The organism is Rhizobium pantanalense (genome assembly GCF_030182525.1).
Taxonomy (GTDB): Bacteria; Pseudomonadota; Alphaproteobacteria; order Rhizobiales; family Rhizobiaceae; genus Rhizobium.
Map to the genome: position 1 here is coordinate 80227 of NZ_JAQJCH010000017.1, position 15264 is coordinate 95490.

At 60.3% G+C, this 15264-nt stretch carries 13 protein-coding genes; 5 read left to right on the top strand and 8 right to left on the bottom strand.

Annotation, left to right across the window (positions count from 1 at the left end; all coding sequences use genetic code 11):
• Positions 1–73 precede the first annotated feature (73 nt).
• Positions 74–1993 (bottom strand): molecular chaperone DnaK, encoded by a 1920-nt coding sequence (dnaK, locus tag PH558_RS31465; RefSeq protein WP_095433527.1) that lies wholly within the window; start codon positions 1991–1993, stop codon positions 74–76.
• 397 nt (positions 1994–2390) lie between these two features.
• Positions 2391–4805: a transglycosylase domain-containing protein gene (locus PH558_RS31470; RefSeq protein ID WP_113408830.1), complete on the bottom strand. Its 2415-nt coding sequence runs from the start codon at positions 4803–4805 to the stop codon at positions 2391–2393.
• 335 nt (positions 4806–5140) lie between these two features.
• Between PH558_RS31470 and PH558_RS31475 the strand changes: the two genes are divergently transcribed.
• The 3 genes from PH558_RS31475 to PH558_RS31485 all read left to right on the top strand — a co-directional run bounded on the left by PH558_RS31475 (position 5141) and on the right by PH558_RS31485 (position 6013).
• A complete protein-coding gene (locus PH558_RS31475; RefSeq protein ID WP_095433529.1) occupies positions 5141–5329 on the top strand; it encodes a hypothetical protein in 189 nt (62 codons plus the stop codon).
• Between the two features lie 86 nt (positions 5330–5415).
• The gene (locus PH558_RS31480; RefSeq protein WP_274538723.1) at positions 5416–5538 is read left to right on the top strand and encodes a hypothetical protein; all 123 of its coding nucleotides are present in this window, start codon (positions 5416–5418) and stop codon (positions 5536–5538) included.
• A 232-nt stretch (positions 5539–5770) separates the two neighbouring features.
• The gene (locus PH558_RS31485; protein WP_095433530.1) at positions 5771–6013 is read left to right on the top strand and encodes a DUF982 domain-containing protein; all 243 of its coding nucleotides are present in this window, start codon (positions 5771–5773) and stop codon (positions 6011–6013) included.
• A gap of 228 nt (positions 6014–6241) precedes the next feature.
• Here PH558_RS31485 and PH558_RS31490 read toward each other — a convergent pair whose 3' ends face one another.
• The 5 genes from PH558_RS31490 to PH558_RS31510 form a co-directional block, all read right to left on the bottom strand.
• The gene (locus PH558_RS31490; protein ID WP_285208208.1) at positions 6242–7090 is read right to left on the bottom strand and encodes an SH3 domain-containing protein; all 849 of its coding nucleotides are present in this window, start codon (positions 7088–7090) and stop codon (positions 6242–6244) included.
• A gap of 707 nt (positions 7091–7797) precedes the next feature.
• The gene (locus PH558_RS31495; RefSeq protein WP_095433532.1) at positions 7798–9261 is read right to left on the bottom strand and encodes an efflux transporter outer membrane subunit; all 1464 of its coding nucleotides are present in this window, start codon (positions 9259–9261) and stop codon (positions 7798–7800) included.
• A gap of 349 nt (positions 9262–9610) precedes the next feature.
• Positions 9611–10555 carry a phosphoribosylaminoimidazolesuccinocarboxamide synthase gene (locus PH558_RS31500; protein ID WP_285208214.1) on the bottom strand — a complete coding sequence of 315 codons (945 nt, stop codon included), beginning with the start codon at positions 10553–10555 and terminating at the stop codon, positions 9611–9613.
• A 143-nt stretch (positions 10556–10698) separates the two neighbouring features.
• On the bottom strand, positions 10699–11382 hold the full coding sequence (locus PH558_RS31505) for a phosphoribosyltransferase (protein ID WP_285208209.1): 684 nt from the start codon (positions 11380–11382) through the stop codon (positions 10699–10701).
• 12 nt (positions 11383–11394) lie between these two features.
• The gene (locus PH558_RS31510; protein WP_095433534.1) at positions 11395–12195 is read right to left on the bottom strand and encodes a pseudouridine synthase; all 801 of its coding nucleotides are present in this window, start codon (positions 12193–12195) and stop codon (positions 11395–11397) included.
• A 359-nt stretch (positions 12196–12554) separates the two neighbouring features.
• Here PH558_RS31510 and PH558_RS31515 point away from each other — a divergent pair, with 359 nt between their 5' ends.
• Both PH558_RS31515 and PH558_RS31520 read left to right on the top strand, forming a co-directional pair.
• Positions 12555–13274 (top strand): response regulator, encoded by a 720-nt coding sequence (locus tag PH558_RS31515; protein ID WP_285208210.1) that lies wholly within the window; start codon positions 12555–12557, stop codon positions 13272–13274.
• Positions 13275–13277: 3 nt separating this feature from the next.
• Positions 13278–14630, top strand: coding sequence for an ATP-binding protein (locus PH558_RS31520; RefSeq protein WP_285208211.1), 1353 nt, complete (start codon positions 13278–13280; stop codon positions 14628–14630).
• A 66-nt stretch (positions 14631–14696) separates the two neighbouring features.
• Here the strand turns inward: PH558_RS31520 and PH558_RS31525 are convergent, their stop codons facing one another.
• Complete coding sequence (locus tag PH558_RS31525; RefSeq protein ID WP_092720247.1) at positions 14697–14903, bottom strand: hypothetical protein; 207 nt, start codon at positions 14901–14903, stop codon at positions 14697–14699.
• Between the last annotated feature and the right edge of the window lie 361 nt (positions 14904–15264).

The following is a 15264-nucleotide window of genomic DNA, read 5'->3' on the forward strand; positions in this document are numbered from 1 at the left end:
ACCCCGGAAATGGATTTCCGGCTGCCCAAAGGCAGCCGGAGCTAAGTTTCCTCGAGAATCTTTCGATTCGCGCTTATGCAGACCGCTTGCGGTCGTCTTCGTCCTTGATTTCCTCGTAGTCGGCATCGACGACATCGTCCTTGCCGGCTGCTGCCGAGGCATCACCCGAAGCTGCTTCCGCCTGCTGGGACTCATAGATCGCCTGGCCGAGCTTCATGGAAACTTCCATGAGCGTCTGGGTCTTGGCCTTGATGTCTTCGGCATCCGGCTCGGAAGCTTCAGTTGCCGCCTTCAGCGCTGCAATCGCGTCGGAGATCGCGGTGCGATCTGCCTCGGTGACCTTGTCGCCGTAATCCTTCAGCGACTTCTCGCTGGAGTGGATCAGGCTTTCAGCCTGGTTCTTGGCTTCGACACCTTCGCGGCGCTTCTTGTCTTCAGCAGCGTGAGCTTCGGCATCCTTGACCATCTTTTCGATGTCGGCGTCGGAAAGACCGCCGGAAGCCTGGATGCGGATCTGCTGTTCCTTGCCAGTGCCCTTGTCCTTGGCCGAAACCTGAACAATGCCGTTGGCGTCGATATCGAAGGTGACTTCGATCTGCGGAACACCACGCGGTGCCGGCGGCAGGCCGACGAGGTCGAACTGGCCGAGCAGCTTGTTGTCGGCAGCCATTTCGCGCTCGCCCTGCGAAACGCGGATGGTCACGGCCGACTGGTTGTCGTCGGCGGTCGAGAAGGTCTGCGACTTCTTCGTCGGGATCGTGGTGTTGCGTTCGATCAGACGAGTGAAGACGCCGCCCAGCGTTTCGATGCCGAGAGACAGCGGGGTCACGTCGAGGAGCAGAACGTCCTTGACGTCGCCCTGCAGAACGCCGGCCTGGATGGCGGCGCCGAGTGCGACGACTTCATCCGGGTTGACGCCTTTATGCGGCTCCTTGCCGAACAGCTGCTTGACGACTTCCTGTACCTTCGGCATGCGGCTCATGCCGCCGACGAGAACGACTTCGTCGATCTCGGCAGCAGTAACGCCGGCATCCTTGAGCGCTGCCTTGCACGGAGCGATGGTGCGCTGAACGAGATCGTCGACCAGGCTTTCCAGCTTGGCGCGGGTCAGCTTCAGCGTCAGGTGCTTGGGGCCGGTTGCGTCTGCCGTGATGAAGGGCAGGTTGATTTCAGTCTGCTGCGAAGACGACAGTTCGATCTTGGCCTTTTCGGCAGCTTCCTTGAGGCGCTGCAGAGCGAGCTTGTCGCCCTTGAGATCGATGCCGTTGTCCTTCTTGAACTCGGCAACGAGATATTCGACGAGACGCATGTCGAAGTCTTCACCGCCGAGGAAAGTGTCGCCGTTGGTCGACTTCACTTCGAAGACGCCATCGCCGATTTCGAGGATGGAGATATCGAAGGTGCCGCCGCCAAGGTCGTATACGGCGATGGTCTTGCCGTCCTTCTTGTCGAGGCCATAGGCGAGTGCTGCAGCGGTCGGCTCGTTGATGATGCGCAGGACTTCAAGGCCGGCGATCTTGCCGGCATCCTTGGTTGCCTGGCGCTGAGCATCGTTGAAGTATGCAGGAACGGTGATAACGGCCTTGTCGACCTTTTCGCCGAGATAGGATTCGGCGGTTTCCTTCATCTTCTGAAGGATCATTGCGGAAATCTGTGCGGGCGAATAGCCCTTGCCGTTGGCTTCGACCCAGGCGTCGCCATTGTCGCCCCGAACGATGTTGAAGGGAACAAGATGCTTGTCCTTCTCGACGGTCGGATCTTCGTAGCGGCGGCCGATGAGGCGCTTGACAGCGAAGAGGGTGTTTGTGGGGTTGGTGACAGCCTGGCGCTTGGCCGGCTGGCCGACGAGACGTTCACCATCGTCGGTGAAGGCAACCATAGAGGGGGTGGTCCGGGCGCCTTCGGCATTTTCGATCACTTTTGCGTCCTTACCGTCCATGACGGCGACGCAGGAATTTGTCGTTCCAAGGTCGATACCAATTACTTTTGCCATGTCATTCTCTCCTTGAAGCAAGCTATCGGAACCCCTGTCAGGCATTCCATTGACAGCCCCTTACGGGATGGTCTTGAGGATTGCGCAGCCATGACTGCGGTGATGCCGCGTATATAAGTAGCGGTTTTACTGACTGCAAGGCAGGAAATGGCCTGAAATCCAGCAAAACAAATGGTTTGTCGCCCAAATTCCACGTGGTCCCGTATGCGCCGGGGATCAGCGGATTTGACGCGACCGCGTATCAGAGCAGCCTTGCCGCGGCCATGCAAGCGTCTGCTGCATGATTCCTTAAATCGGCATCGATTTAAGGAAAAAATTATGCAGCAGATCTGAAGGGCTGCGGCGGCCTTTGCACGCGATATATAACGCGCGGCGCTGCAGGCGCAAAATTGCGATTTTATCGTCCGAGAATGACGTCAAGCAGCGACGAGCGGTGCGGCCGTGTGGTGGAGACAGGAGCGCCGCTTTCGCCGACATCGGCGGGCGGGATATCGCTGTCATAGGGATTGGAGCTGTAAGGGTTGCTGTCGTCGGCAAGATTTGCCGGCGGCAGGTCCAGCGGTTCGTCGTTTGCGGCGGTCTGGTTGACAACCTGCGGCTGGATCGGCTGTTGCGATGGCCTTTGCTGCAAGGTCGGCTGCTGCACGGGCTGTCCACCGTCGGCGACGCCGGAGATGATGTTGCCGATGGTGGTCGGTTGGTCGCCGTTCGGCGCCGTCTGCGCCATCGGCAGGCCGTTGTCGATGATCTGGCCGCCGCCGAAGATTGGGGTCGGCGTAATGCCCTTGTGGGCGGCGACCATGAATTCCTTCCATGCCTTTGCCGGCAGCCCACCGCCGGTCACCTTGCGCATCGATTTGCCGTCGTCATTGCCGAACCAGACGCCCGTCGTCAGGTGGCTGGTGAAGCCGACGAACAGCGCATCGCGGAAGGATTGCGTCGTGCCTGACTTGCCGGCCGCCTGCCAGCCGGGAATGCGCGCCGCCTTGCCGGTACCATTGGCGATGACGCCGGCCATCATGGCGTTCATGTTCGTGACGATATCCGGGTTCAAGACGCGCTCCGGATTGTCTGTATTGGCCTGGTAGAGCACCTTGCCGGAGGCGGTCGTCACCTTGGTGATCACATGGGGAGCCACTTTGTAGCCGCCGTTCATGAAGGTGGCATAGGCGGAGGTAAGCTCCAGCAGCGACACTTCGGAGGTGCCGAGCGCGATCGAGGCATTGGCCTGCAGGTCGGATTCGATGCCGAGCCTGCGGGCAACCTTGATGACCTGATCCGGCCCGACTTCGGCGACGAGCTGCGCCGCCACGGTGTTCAGCGATTTTGCCACGGCGGTCGCCAGCGTCACCGGCCCGCTGTAGCGCTGCTCGTAATTCTCAGGCGCCCAGTTGCCGATCTTGACCGGCATGTCGTTGCGGATCGAATTCGGCGTCAATCCCATCTCAAGTGCTGCGGTATAGACGAAGGGCTTGAAGGCGGAGCCAGGCTGGCGCTTGGCGGTGACAGCGCGGTTGAACTGGCTCTGCGCATAGTCGCGGCCGCCGACGAGCGCGCGGATGGCGCCCGTTGCATCGACGGAGACGAGCGAGGCCTGCGAGGCATTCAGCTTCTTGCCTTCCTTTTCGAGCACATCGCTCAGCGCCTTCTCGGCCTTTTCTTCGAGCGACATGTCGAGCGTGGTGTCGACGATCAGGTCTTCCTTGACGTCGCCGCCGATCAGTTTCGGGAGCTGGTCCATGACCATGTCGGCGACGTAATTCTCGGCGCCGCTCCAATAGCTCTTCGATCGGGTCGGCGGCTGCGCCATCGCCGTCTTGATGTCGGATTCGCTGATGAAGCCCTGGTCGTGCATCGCCTGCAGCACCAGCTGCGCGCGCGCCTCGGCGGCGGCGGGATCGCGCGCCGGCGATAGCCGCGAGGGAGCCTTGACCAGGCCGGCGAGCATGGCGGCTTCGCCGAGATTGACGTCCTTGGCGGATTTGTTGAAGTAGCGCCGCGAGGCGGCCTCGACGCCATAGGCGTTGGAGCCGAAATAGACGCGGTTCAGGTACATCGTCAGGATTTGGTCCTTGGTGTACTTGTGCTCCAGCCACAGCGCTAGCAGCACTTCCTGCACTTTGCGTTCCAGCGTGCGGTCCGGCGACAGGAACAGGTTCTTGGCGAGCTGCTGCGTCAGCGTCGAGCCACCCTGCACGGCGTGTCCCGTTACCACGTTGGTCACGACGGCGCGGGCAAGGCCGATCGGGTCGAAGCCGAAATGCGAATAGAAGCGCCGATCCTCGATGGCGATGATGGCTTCCGGGATATAGGGGGACATGTCGCCGAGCGCGACCGCTTCACCGCCCGTCGTGCCCCGATTGGCGATCAGGCTGCCGTCGAGATCGTTGATCTTGACGTTCGGAGGCCGCTCCGGGATCGACCAGGTGCTGGCGCTCGGCATGCGCGACCCGTAGTAGGCGACAAGCCCAGCAAGGCCGATACCGGCCCAGAGGCAAAGCACGAGACCCCAATAGATCGTCGAACGAATGAAGCCAAAAAAGCCGCGTCGCGGCCGCGCACGTCGTGCGGGCTTGCGGCGGCTACGCGTGCGACGAGGCTTTGCGACCACGGGCTCATCCTCGTCGTCTTCATCCTCTTCTTCGTCGGGTTCCGGCTCTTCGTAGTATGTCTTGGAAGAAGACGAATATTTCTTGGCCGAACGCCTGCTGCCGACGATGCGTTCGCCGGCATTGAATCCGTCATCGCTGCGTTCCCGGCCGCTGGAAAAGGATGGTTCTATCCTCTGGCGTGATTTCTTCTTATCTGCCATTGCCGGCCGGTCGTACCTCGGTGCCCTTGTAATCCATGTCTTCTATCAGGCTGACTATGGGAGCGGTAGAAATCTTTGAACCTGCTCCGTTGTCTGGCGGCGCGTGCCCGAAAACCGTCATTGGCTTTCAAGGCAGAGCAACCCGCTATTCGTCCACGCACCCCTCGTGAAGACATCAAGTCCCGCCTGAACTGTAAATGCGGCGATTTAAGGAGGGATTAAGAACATTCCGGTCCGCTTGCCGCTGCCTTCGCCCGGCGCCTGCCAGGCGTGTGCAGGGAACTTTTCGCTATCCTGAGCATTATCCCCTCATAAAAACGATAGAGGGCGAACCCATGAGTTCATTGCTGAAGATAGAGGAAGTTGTAGAGAGCAAGTTGCGCGAGGTCTGGAGCGTCGAGGATTTTGTCCGGCGCCATCGGATTTGCAAGGAGGAGGAAGCCCGGCTGAAAAAGCTGTTTGGCGACTTCGCAACAAAACAGGAATTGCTCTCAAACGCGCAAAGGCCGCCCCAATTCCGTTGAGGGGTCGCTGAAGGATTTGGCAGGCCGGCGCGATGTTTCGTGAGCTGCTGCGACCCGACGGATTCGCAGTGGAGGAGGCTATGCCGATGTGGAAACGTTTTGAATTGTGGCTGGTCGACCAGATCGACCGGATATTCGGTGTCGAACGGCTTGCACGCCGCGCCGGGTTTTCCCCGGATGAGGCGAGGCGGATCGCACGTGAAAAATAGATCACCCGTGCGGCTTCGGTTATCCGCAACTATGCCCGTTCTCCTGAAATCTCAGGACAGCCTCTCGCTTGCCTCCATACGGAGCGAGGCTGCGATCCCGATGCGTCGATACTTCGCGCGGCGCAGGCAATCTTCCATATTTTCGAATGGGCTGATCAAGGTTATAGTATTGGCATGTGGCCGTCTTGCAGGGCGGTTCCAAGCAATTGGTAGCGCGTGAGGAGGAGTGTTCATGCGACACATCAAATGGAGCAATCCAATCGAGATCGGTTTTGCTCAGGGTACGTTCCAGGTCGTCACAGGCCCATCCGAGGCCCTCAACTGCATGGCCAATCTCTGGCCTGACCGGCGCGGTCCGCTTTACGTGGCGGCAAGAAGCCTTTGCCGGGCTGCCATCGACGGCCGCAAGTCCGCCGAAGAGGCTCGGGAAATGTTCATCTCGGCGACGCGGGAAGCGCATCTCAAGATGCATTGAAGCATGTCGCTACCATCGCGGATCAACCGTCCAATCTTGCGAACCGGCGGAAGCGCGGTAGAAGTAGAGAGTTTTGGGCGCGTGTTCTTCCACGAAAGCATCTCCTGAATGCAGCTCCCGCATGATGGTGAGCGCGTTCTCCTCGGAGGCGATGCAATCTCATCAAAAGGCCGGCGACTTTCGAAGCCGCCGGCCTTTTGATTTTTCAGGCGGTCGCAGAGCTGGCCGTCAGCGGTTCGAGCCTCTCACGGACATCCGGCAATTGGGCTCCGACGCGGGGCATGGATCCCTGTGATCAGGGCTATAAGGCCCCGGCTGGCCTGCATTCGTTCGCGGATTGGCCTGCGGCTGCGGCTGTGGCTGTGGTTGCGGTTGAGCCTGCTGCGGTTGCGGACGCGGGCGGTTGTCCGGACGATTATTGTCCGGGCGATTGTTGTCGCGCTGGCGGTCCGGCCGGTCACCCCAATCCTGGTTGTTGTCCGGGCGCTGTCTGCCCCAGTCGCGATCACGGTCGGGCCGGCGATCCCAGTTGCGGTCCGGTCTGTCGTTCCAGTCCGATCCGTGATCCCAATCGCGGTTGCGATCGGGGCGACGGTCCCAATTGCGGTCCGGCCCGTTATCCCAGCCCTGGGAATTGCGGTCCCAGCCGCTGTCCGGGCGGCGATCGACCCAGCCCGGGCCGCGGCGCCAACGGTCGCGGTCACGATAGAAGTCGCGGCCGCGATAATAGCGACCCCAGTAGTCGTCGAAGTTGAAGACCACCGTCGGGATGCCGAGCGGGCGGTAATATTGCGGACCGACATAGATGCGGCGTGACTGATAGGTTGCCTGGATATAACGACCCGCAACCCATCCGCGGCCGCCATAGAAGGAAACATCGCACCATGGCGTATCGTTAAGGCAGCCGTTGATCTGAAGCGGCACCCCAACGGGGATCATCGTCACTGCCGGATAGGCGGTACTCGGACCGGACCGCATGTTGACGTTCGCGGTGGCAAAGCCTTCTGCCGCCTCCGCGATGGCTGGTAGCGCCACAAGCGCCGCCAGAATGCCCGCCGCAAGAATCTTGAACCTCATAGATTACTCTCCCTTTGCGCACCCGTGCCGCGAAATCGCCGGCTGGTGCCTGTTCCGCTGTCGTGCGCCTACCCCGGCGCTCTTCGGTAAGACCTTCCAATTTCGGCAAGATAAAGACCTGGCGCTGCACGGAATCTGATAGGATTCCATGGCGCCTCTTCAATCTTTGCATGTGTTGTAGAAGTAATTGCATGAATGCAGCTTGAACGGCATCAGTTCGAAACTGAAAAGCTGCGAGTCTTTTTGACAAGGCTTACTTGCCTTCATCGGTGCTACCGACGTGGCAGCGTCGGCTGCTTCAAGAGTTTTTTCGAAGAAACTAAAAAGCAGCCTTGAAATTGACACCTTGGACGCCGATATACCATCCAGTCATGCAGCCGATGGGCGCTGGCGCGCTGGAAAGCGAGCCGTTTGGTCCGTCGATATCATGGAAGCAGCGTTAACTCTTCGTTGACCTTTCATGATCAATCTGGCTGCAGTTCCGCCCTTGCCTTTGACCACGGATGTACTGGCACTGATGCGAAGGCGGATAGCGAAAGGCCGGATCATTCCGGCCTTTTTGTTTTTTCGGCGATGGCGTGCTTCCGGCGAAAGCGGAGTGCGCCATTTTCATTTTCACCTCTCTCGTGTGACAAAAGAAAAGCCGCCGCAGATGCCCGCGACGGCTTTTCACCTTAAGCGATGCGCCCGCCAGGCAGGCGATATCGTTAGCTCGCTTTCTTGGCCGAAACCTTGACGACCTTGGCCTTGGCCGGAGCCTGGGCAACAGTCGCCTTTCCGGCCGGGACATAGCCCGCGCCGATGTTGACGTTCAGCGAGATGTAGTCGAGGGCGCTCTGCTGGACGGCCTGCGCCAGGCTCTGCTGGGCTGCGGTCACGTTGCGCTGGGCATCGAGAACGTCGAGCAGCGAGGATGCACCGTCCTTGTAGCTTGCCGTCGAGAGCTGCAGAGCTTCCTGGTAGGACTTGACCTGAGCCTGCAGCGCAGCGACCGTCTGTGCGTCGCGGCTGACGGCCGAGAGCGCGTTTTCAACGTCTTCGATCGCCGAGCGTACCGTCGACTGCCAGGCGAGATAGTTCTCACGGCTTGTCGATTCAGCGCTCTTGACGCCAGCGCGCAGGGCGCCGCCATCGAAGATCGGCAGGTTCAGCGACGGGCCGAACGACCAGGTGGTCAGACCGCCACTCGCCGACGAAGTATGGATGTAGGTCGGCGAAATCGAGCCGCTGAGCGTGATCGACGGGAAGAGCTTGGCTTCGGCCACGCCGATCTGGGCCGTCGAGGCTGCGAGGGTGCGTTCTGCAACGCGAACGTCCGGACGGTTGCGGATCAGGTCGGCCGGAACACCGGTGCGGACGCTGCCGCGGAAGATCGGCTGTCTGCCGCCGCCCTGCATCTGCGCGATGATCGTCGATGAGGGAACGTTGAGCAGCGTTGCAATATGATGCACCTGCTGGCGGTAGCTGATTTCATAACCAGGCACCAGTGCCAGCGTCTGGTTGACGAGGCCTTCCGCCTGAACCACGTCGAGGCGGGATGCCGCACCGGCTTCGAGCTGGAACTTGGTCAGCGAGAGCGTGTCGCGCCGCGACTTCAGGTTTTCCTGAGCGATCGAGATCAGGGCCTGATAATAGCGGGCATTGACGTAGCTGTTGGCGAGATCCTGCAGATAGGTCAGACGCTGGACGTCGACGGTCGAGTAGGCGGCGTCGAGCGAGGCGTTTGCACTTTCCGTTGCGCGGCGATACTGACCCCAGAGGTCGAGCAGCCAGGAAGCCGAAGCAGTGCCGGTCGTGGTGTTGCGCCGTCCAGTCGACGAAGAAACCGTGGATCCACCCTTCTGGCCGCTGGTCGTGTTGTCGCCGCTGACGGTGAGGCTTGGGAGGCCGCCTGCACCTGCAGTGACGACGGCAGCTTCAGCCTGGTTGATGCGTTCCAGTGCCTGCTGGATGGTAAGGTTTTGGGCAAGTCCTTGTGCGGCGAAGGCATTCAGCTTGGGATCGCCGAAAGCGGTCCACCATTGCGAGCCGGCGATATCGCCGTTCGCCTTCGTACCGCCCTCCGAGAATTTGGCCGGGAGAGGCATTTCCGGTGGCTTATGGTCTGGGCCGCTGACGCAGCCTGCCAAAACAAGCAGCAGGGCGGGGGCGGCAGTACGAATGGAAACCATCACATTGTCCCACAATTCAATTTACTGATCAGTTTTTTTCGGGATCGACGTGACCCCATATGCTGGCGCTCCAGTCTTACGCAATACAAACAATGACCCGAAGCGGTCGGCGTCAATCTAGCAATGAGTTTTGCAATAGCACAGTGGCTTTTACGAATTCTCGGCTGCGAACATATGTGGGATCGGCCGAAATATCAGTGCGCCGTTAAAAAAAATCTAAGGTGTTGCAAAAAACATACCCTTTTGCACACCACTCAAGGATGTGGCGCGGCCAAAAATCGGCGCACGCTGCAACTCCAGGGAGTTGCTTCGCAGAATCGCTCCAGACAAAAGTCCGTTCGGACTGTCCTTATGGGAAGTAGCGGGCGAGGCTTGCGCGAACCCGGTCAAGCGGTGTCGCGCCGCGATCATCAGGCGCGAAAGACATGCCCGTTATTGCTTCATAGGCACGAATATAGACTTTGGACGTCTGTTCGACGAGGTCGCTCGGAATCTCCGGAATCTCGTCCTTGTAAGGATCGCAGCGCTCCGTGACCCAGGCGCGGACGAAATCCTTGTCGAAGCTTTCCGGGCGCGCGCCCTTTTCGAATCTGTCCTGATAGCTGTCGGCCAGCCAGTAGCGGCTGCTGTCAGGCGTATGGATTTCGTCGGCAAGGATGATGGTGCCGTTTTCATCAGTCCCGAACTCATACTTGGTATCGACGAGGATCAGCCCACGTTTGCGGGCGATGTCCTGCCCGCGCACGAACAGGGCAAAAGCGTAATTTGTCAGCGTCTGCCACTGCTCTTTTGTCAGAAGCCCGTGCTCGACAATCTGGGTCGGCGTCAGCGGCTCATCATGGCCGCCGTCGAATTCCTTGCTCGTCGGCGTGATGATCGGCTCGGGCAGGATCTGGTTGTCGCGCATGCCGTCGGGGAGCGTGATGCCATACATCTCGCGCTGACCCTTCTTGTAAAGTGTCAGGATCGAGGTGCCCGTGGTGCCGGCGAGATAGCCGCGAACGACGACCTCGACGGGGAGGATATTCAGTCGCTTTCCGACGACGACGTTGGGGTCCGGATAGTCGATGACGTGGTTCGGGCAGATATCGCGTGTCTGTTCGAACCAGTAGCGGGCCGTCTGCGTCAGCACCTGGCCCTTGTAGGGGATGCAGGTAAGGATGCGGTCGAAGGCGCTCAACCGGTCGGTGCTGATGATGATGCGGCTGCCATCGGGCAGATCGTAATTCTCGCGCACCTTGCCGCGATAGTAGTTGGGCAATTCTGGGAAATGGGCTTCGGAGAGAATTCGCAACGCGTCCACCAACAGGCTCGTGCATCCGCCTAGCGGGTGCTTCTTGAGCGGACCCTTAGCGCATTGCAGCCGGAATCGGAACGGTTTTCACACATAATAATATGTAAACGGCTCCATTCGTCGGGTTGCGGGCGCGAAAAATGTCAGCCCGGCCGGCGCCAGCAACCGTTTTCACCCTGCTCGAGGATCGGTGTCGAAAACACGCCGACGATCCTCTCGCTCCATCGCTTGCCGCTCAGGTCGACGCGATCCCGCCAGCGATCGGATTGCAGCATGGCCGCGCCGATCACGGCAGGCTCGATATCGCAGGATGCCAGGAGGGCAAGCCCGGAAACGATCGACGCGCCGCTGGAGATGACGTCGTCAATGAGCGCTACGCGCTTGCCTTGCAGCAATGGCAACATGCGCGGATCTATATAAAGACGCTTTTCCTGGTTCGGCGTGGTGATGGAGGAAAGCGCGACTGATAGCTCGTCGCGATACCAGAACTTGCGCGATGTCCCGAGCGGCACGTAGCGCGCATGGCCGAGTGCGCGGGCCGTTGCTGCTGCCAGTGTCAGGCCGAGGGTCGGCAAACCGGCGACGACATCGACATCATAAGCTGCGATCCGCTCCGCAAGCGCCTCCGCCAGAGCTTCCAGCACGGTGAAGCTTGCCTGATTGACGATCAGTGACGCCAGCGCATGTTCGCCATCGGCAAGCACCCGGATCGGCAGACGCAGCTGACGCCCGTCCGGCAATTCGGCGACATGAAAATCCGCGTGCTCCTCCTTGGGGTCGAACGTGTCAGGCGCATGCAGCTCCTGCCAGAAGTCATGGGGTTGCATGGCAGCCTGCCTCTATCTGTTGATCTTCATTCCTGCCCGCCGGTGCAACCCGAGGATTTCGGCTTCGGTCAGGGCTCGCACGGCTCCCTTCGGCAGATCGCCGAGCGCGATATCGCCGAACGCGACCCGCACCAGCCGCAGGCATTCGATGCCGAGCGCCTCGAGCATGCGCCGTATCTGACGGTTGCGGCCTTCCTTGAGTTCTATCTCGATCCAGCCATTGCGATCGCCGCTGCGCAGGAGGCGGGCGGAACTGGCGGTCAGCAGTTCGCCATCGTCGATGATGCCGCGCTCCATGCGCGAAAGCTGCTCGTGATCCATGATCCGGTCGACCTGCACATGATAGGTCTTGCCGACATGGCTGACCGGATCGAGCAGGGCCTGCGCCAGCACCGTATCATTGGTAAAGAGCAGCAACCCCTCGCTCGCCTTGTCCAGTCGCCCGACGGGAGCGAGGTGGCGGGCATCGATCTCCTTCAGGCAATCATAGACCGTCGGCCTTCCTTCGGGATCGTCGCGCGTCGTCACCAGCCCGCGCGGCTTGTTCAGCATGAAATAGAGCTTTTTCTCCGCAGCGATCTCCGTGCCGTCGACCGCGAATTTCGAATGCTCCAGATCAACCCAGGTGGTTGGATCCGACACTTTGCGCCCATCCACGCTCACGCGGCCGGCCGCGATCAGTGCCTCTGCCTGGGTGCGGGAGCAATAGCCGAGCTTGGAAAGCGCCCGCGGCAAGGTCACGCGCTTGCCCTCTGGCTCCGGCCTGCCTTTCGCCGCCCTGCCGGCTCTTTGCGGTGATTGCCGTTGGCTCACCCGTCTTGCCTCATGTGCTTGTTGCCGTAGCCCGGCATGGAGCCGGAAAGCACCATCCTTTCGCATGGCAGCGAACCGGACGCAAATCGCATTGTCGAGGCAGAACCGAAAGGCCGGCCTGAAAGGCAGACAGGGCTCGCATTTCGTGGATACGAGCCCTGTCGCGGACCGGAGCGAGCGATGGGGTCGGGTAGACGGCAAGGTGGCTGCCGCCATTCGCTCCGGAGGGATCGCGGCTGCAGAGAAACTGCACTGCTCCTTTTGCTGGGATTTTTCAAAAGAAGGGAAATTTGTTACAGTTTGTAACGCTGGCCGTTTCCCTGTTGCCAAGACCGCCTCTCGCCCCGCATGGAAGAGCCATGGTTTCCGCATCGCTGCTTCTGGTCGAGGACGACCGCGAGATTAGGGCGCTCCTGGAGGAGTTCCTGAGCCGTGAGGGTTTCTCCGTGCAGGCAGCCGACAGCGCCGCTGCCATGGATCGCCTTTTGTCCAAGGGCTTTCCTGATCTGATCATTCTCGATCTGATGCTGCCAGGCGAAGACGGCCTGTCGGCATGCCGCCGAATCCGCGCCCGCAGCAAGGTACCGATCCTCATGCTGACGGCGAAAACGGAAGATATAGATCGCATCCTCGGCCTCGAAATGGGGGCCGACGATTATCTCGGCAAGCCTTTCAATCCGCGCGAGCTCCTGGCGCGCATCCGCGCCGTCCTTCGACGTTCCGGCCCGGAGCGGCCGGAAGATATCAGCCGTCCGTCGAGGAGAAAGAGCTTTGCCGGGTTGACGGTCGACCTTGATGGACGGGTGATCGAGATGGACGGCGGGCGGGTCGTGCATCTGACGACGGCCGAATTCGATCTGCTCGTCTGCTTCCTCGAAAGGCCGCGCCGTGTGCTGTCGCGTGAGCAATTGCTCGACTGGACGCGCGGCCGCGGCGCAGATCCTTTCGATCGCACCATCGATGTCACGGTCTCCCGCCTGCGCACCAAGCTCGGCCATTGCCTGCCCGATGGCGCCCATATCATCACCACCGTGCGCAACGCAGGCTATCTCCTTACAATGGACGTGAAAGATGTCTGAGCCATGCTGAAACTCGGTCTCGTCGCCCGCATCATCATGATCGTCGCCGTGGCATTGTTCATCATCCAGCTTGCGGCTTTCGTTGCCGCGCAGCTCAAGCCGGATACGCCGTTCAATCCGGAGCTGTCGCCGGCCATGCAGGTCAAGACGGCGATCCGTCTTCTCGACGCCGTTCCGCCTGAGGTGCAGCCGATCGCCGTGCGGGCGCTGCATGCCAATGGTTTGGCGATACGGCTCGCCGATGCACCGGCAGCCGGTGAGAAGAGCGACACTTCGGATCTGACGCTCACCGGCAAGCTGGCGCGTGAATTCGCCAACATCGCCTTCGGCAACCGCTACTTCAACATGCGCTCGCTGTCGGAAAGACCGCAAGGCTGGTTCTCGGTCGGTGCACCGGACCGGATCATGGAAGTGTCGATCGGCGTCGTCGGCGGCAAGATTGCGGTCTTCAATCTTCCCGAGACCCCGACTGTGCGATTGCGCGGAATTCCCATCGGCCTTATCTCGGGCATTCTCGGCATGTTGGTCGCGGTCATCGCCATTGCCGCGGTGGCGCGCGAAACCCGGCCCTTGACGCGCCTGTCGCGAACCGTGAACTCGATAGGCAACGGATTGCAGCCAGTTCATATTCCCGAAAGAGGCGCCTGCGAGCTGCGCATGCTGATCAAGGCGATCAACGCCATGCAGCTGCGCATCGCCGCCCTGGTCAGTAATCGTACCCTGATCCTCGGAGCGATCTCGCATGATCTGAGGACCTATCTCACCCGCTTCCGCCTGCGCATGGAAATGATGCCCGACACGCCGCATCGAGAGCGGGCGATCGCCGATGTCGAGGCCATGCAGCGGCTGGTGGAGGATGCGCTCGGCTTTGCCCGCAGCACCGTCGTCTCGGATGGCAAGACCATCGTCGATCTCGATGCGGCCATTCGAGGTCACCTTGCGGAGCGGCAGGACGGGCAGGGCCTCGTGGGTTTTGCGCCGATCGGGCAGCCGATCGGCGTGACTATGACCGAGACCGCTCTGGTACGGGTGCTCGACAATCTCATGGACAATGCGCTGCGCTATGGTGGCCGGGCCGATATTGTCGCCGAGCGTCGTGGCGATCACTGCGCCATCGTCGTCGGCGATCGCGGACCGGGCATTCCGGCGGAGCGGCGGAAAGAAGTCCTCGAACCCTTCGTGCGGCTGGAGGAATCGCGCAATCGCGATCTCGGTGGCAGCGGGCTCGGCTTGGCGATCGTCCGCCAGATTCTCGATGCGCATGGCGGCACACTCTGTCTGGAAGACCGCGAAGGAGGCGGCCTGAATGCCGTCGTCCTGCTGCCGTTGGCGGTAATGGAAAGAAGAGCGGCCTGAAGACAGGCGTCGCTTAAGTGTCGATCGCGCCCGGGCACGATCGACGCATTGTGCAAGGTCGCCTGCTCAATGGCAGGTCAGGAAGCTCTGCAGCTCTTGCCGGCTCAAGACAATGCCGGCAGCCGCCTTCTGCGGATCAGGATGCGTATAGGTGAAGCTCGGCAGGTCGGGCAGATCCAATGCCTGGCGCATGCTCATAATACCGAGCGCACGGCGGCCATTGGCGCTGTCGAAGCTGACTTCGATGATGCTTTCCGGTCTTGTTGTATGCATTGTTTCCTCCCTTCCCTTTATATCTGGCCTCAACCATAGCAGAAACCTTATGGAAAATCTTGGTTTTTCTGAGGCTTGCAGCCGGTGGATTTGCCCAGAAACTCGATCCGGCATCCGGTTGCTTGAAAGGACGGGCTTTAATGGATGCGCAGGGCGCATAATAGGGAGAACGTCTTCGGATTCTGACGCCTGAGCAAAATTTGACCTTTTGGACAAGATTTTTGCAGCTTTTGAGGTAAAAACCACCGGCTTTCCGTCCATTCCCACAAATTGCCATTGTAAATCAGTCAGTTACAAAAATGTCAGAATTTTTACAGTTGGAGTGTTGACTTGGTTCGGAGGTAGGGTCTATAAGCCCGAT

Bases quoted from the DNA above. Each gene is read 5' to 3' on its own strand.
- PH558_RS31480 (WP_274538723.1), top strand. From the start codon at position 5,416: ATGTGGAAACGTTTTGAATTGTGGCTGGTCGACCAGATCGACCGGATA.
- PH558_RS31495 (WP_095433532.1), bottom strand. From the start codon at position 9,261: ATGGTTTCCATTCGTACTGCCGCCCCCGCCCTGCTGCTTGTTTTGGCA.
- PH558_RS31525 (WP_092720247.1), bottom strand. From the start codon at position 14,903: ATGCATACAACAAGACCGGAAAGCATCATCGAAGTCAGCTTCGACAGC.
- dnaK (WP_095433527.1), bottom strand. From the start codon at position 1,993: ATGGCAAAAGTAATTGGTATCGACCTTGGAACGACAAATTCCTGCGTC.
- PH558_RS31515 (WP_285208210.1), top strand. From the start codon at position 12,555: ATGGTTTCCGCATCGCTGCTTCTGGTCGAGGACGACCGCGAGATTAGG.
- PH558_RS31490 (WP_285208208.1), bottom strand. From the start codon at position 7,090: ATGAGGTTCAAGATTCTTGCGGCGGGCATTCTGGCGGCGCTTGTGGCG.
- PH558_RS31485 (WP_095433530.1), top strand. From the start codon at position 5,771: ATGCGACACATCAAATGGAGCAATCCAATCGAGATCGGTTTTGCTCAG.
- PH558_RS31505 (WP_285208209.1), bottom strand. From the start codon at position 11,382: ATGCAACCCCATGACTTCTGGCAGGAGCTGCATGCGCCTGACACGTTC.
- PH558_RS31475 (WP_095433529.1), top strand. From the start codon at position 5,141: ATGAGTTCATTGCTGAAGATAGAGGAAGTTGTAGAGAGCAAGTTGCGC.
- PH558_RS31470 (WP_113408830.1), bottom strand. From the start codon at position 4,805: ATGGCAGATAAGAAGAAATCACGCCAGAGGATAGAACCATCCTTTTCC.
- PH558_RS31520 (WP_285208211.1), top strand. From the start codon at position 13,278: ATGCTGAAACTCGGTCTCGTCGCCCGCATCATCATGATCGTCGCCGTG.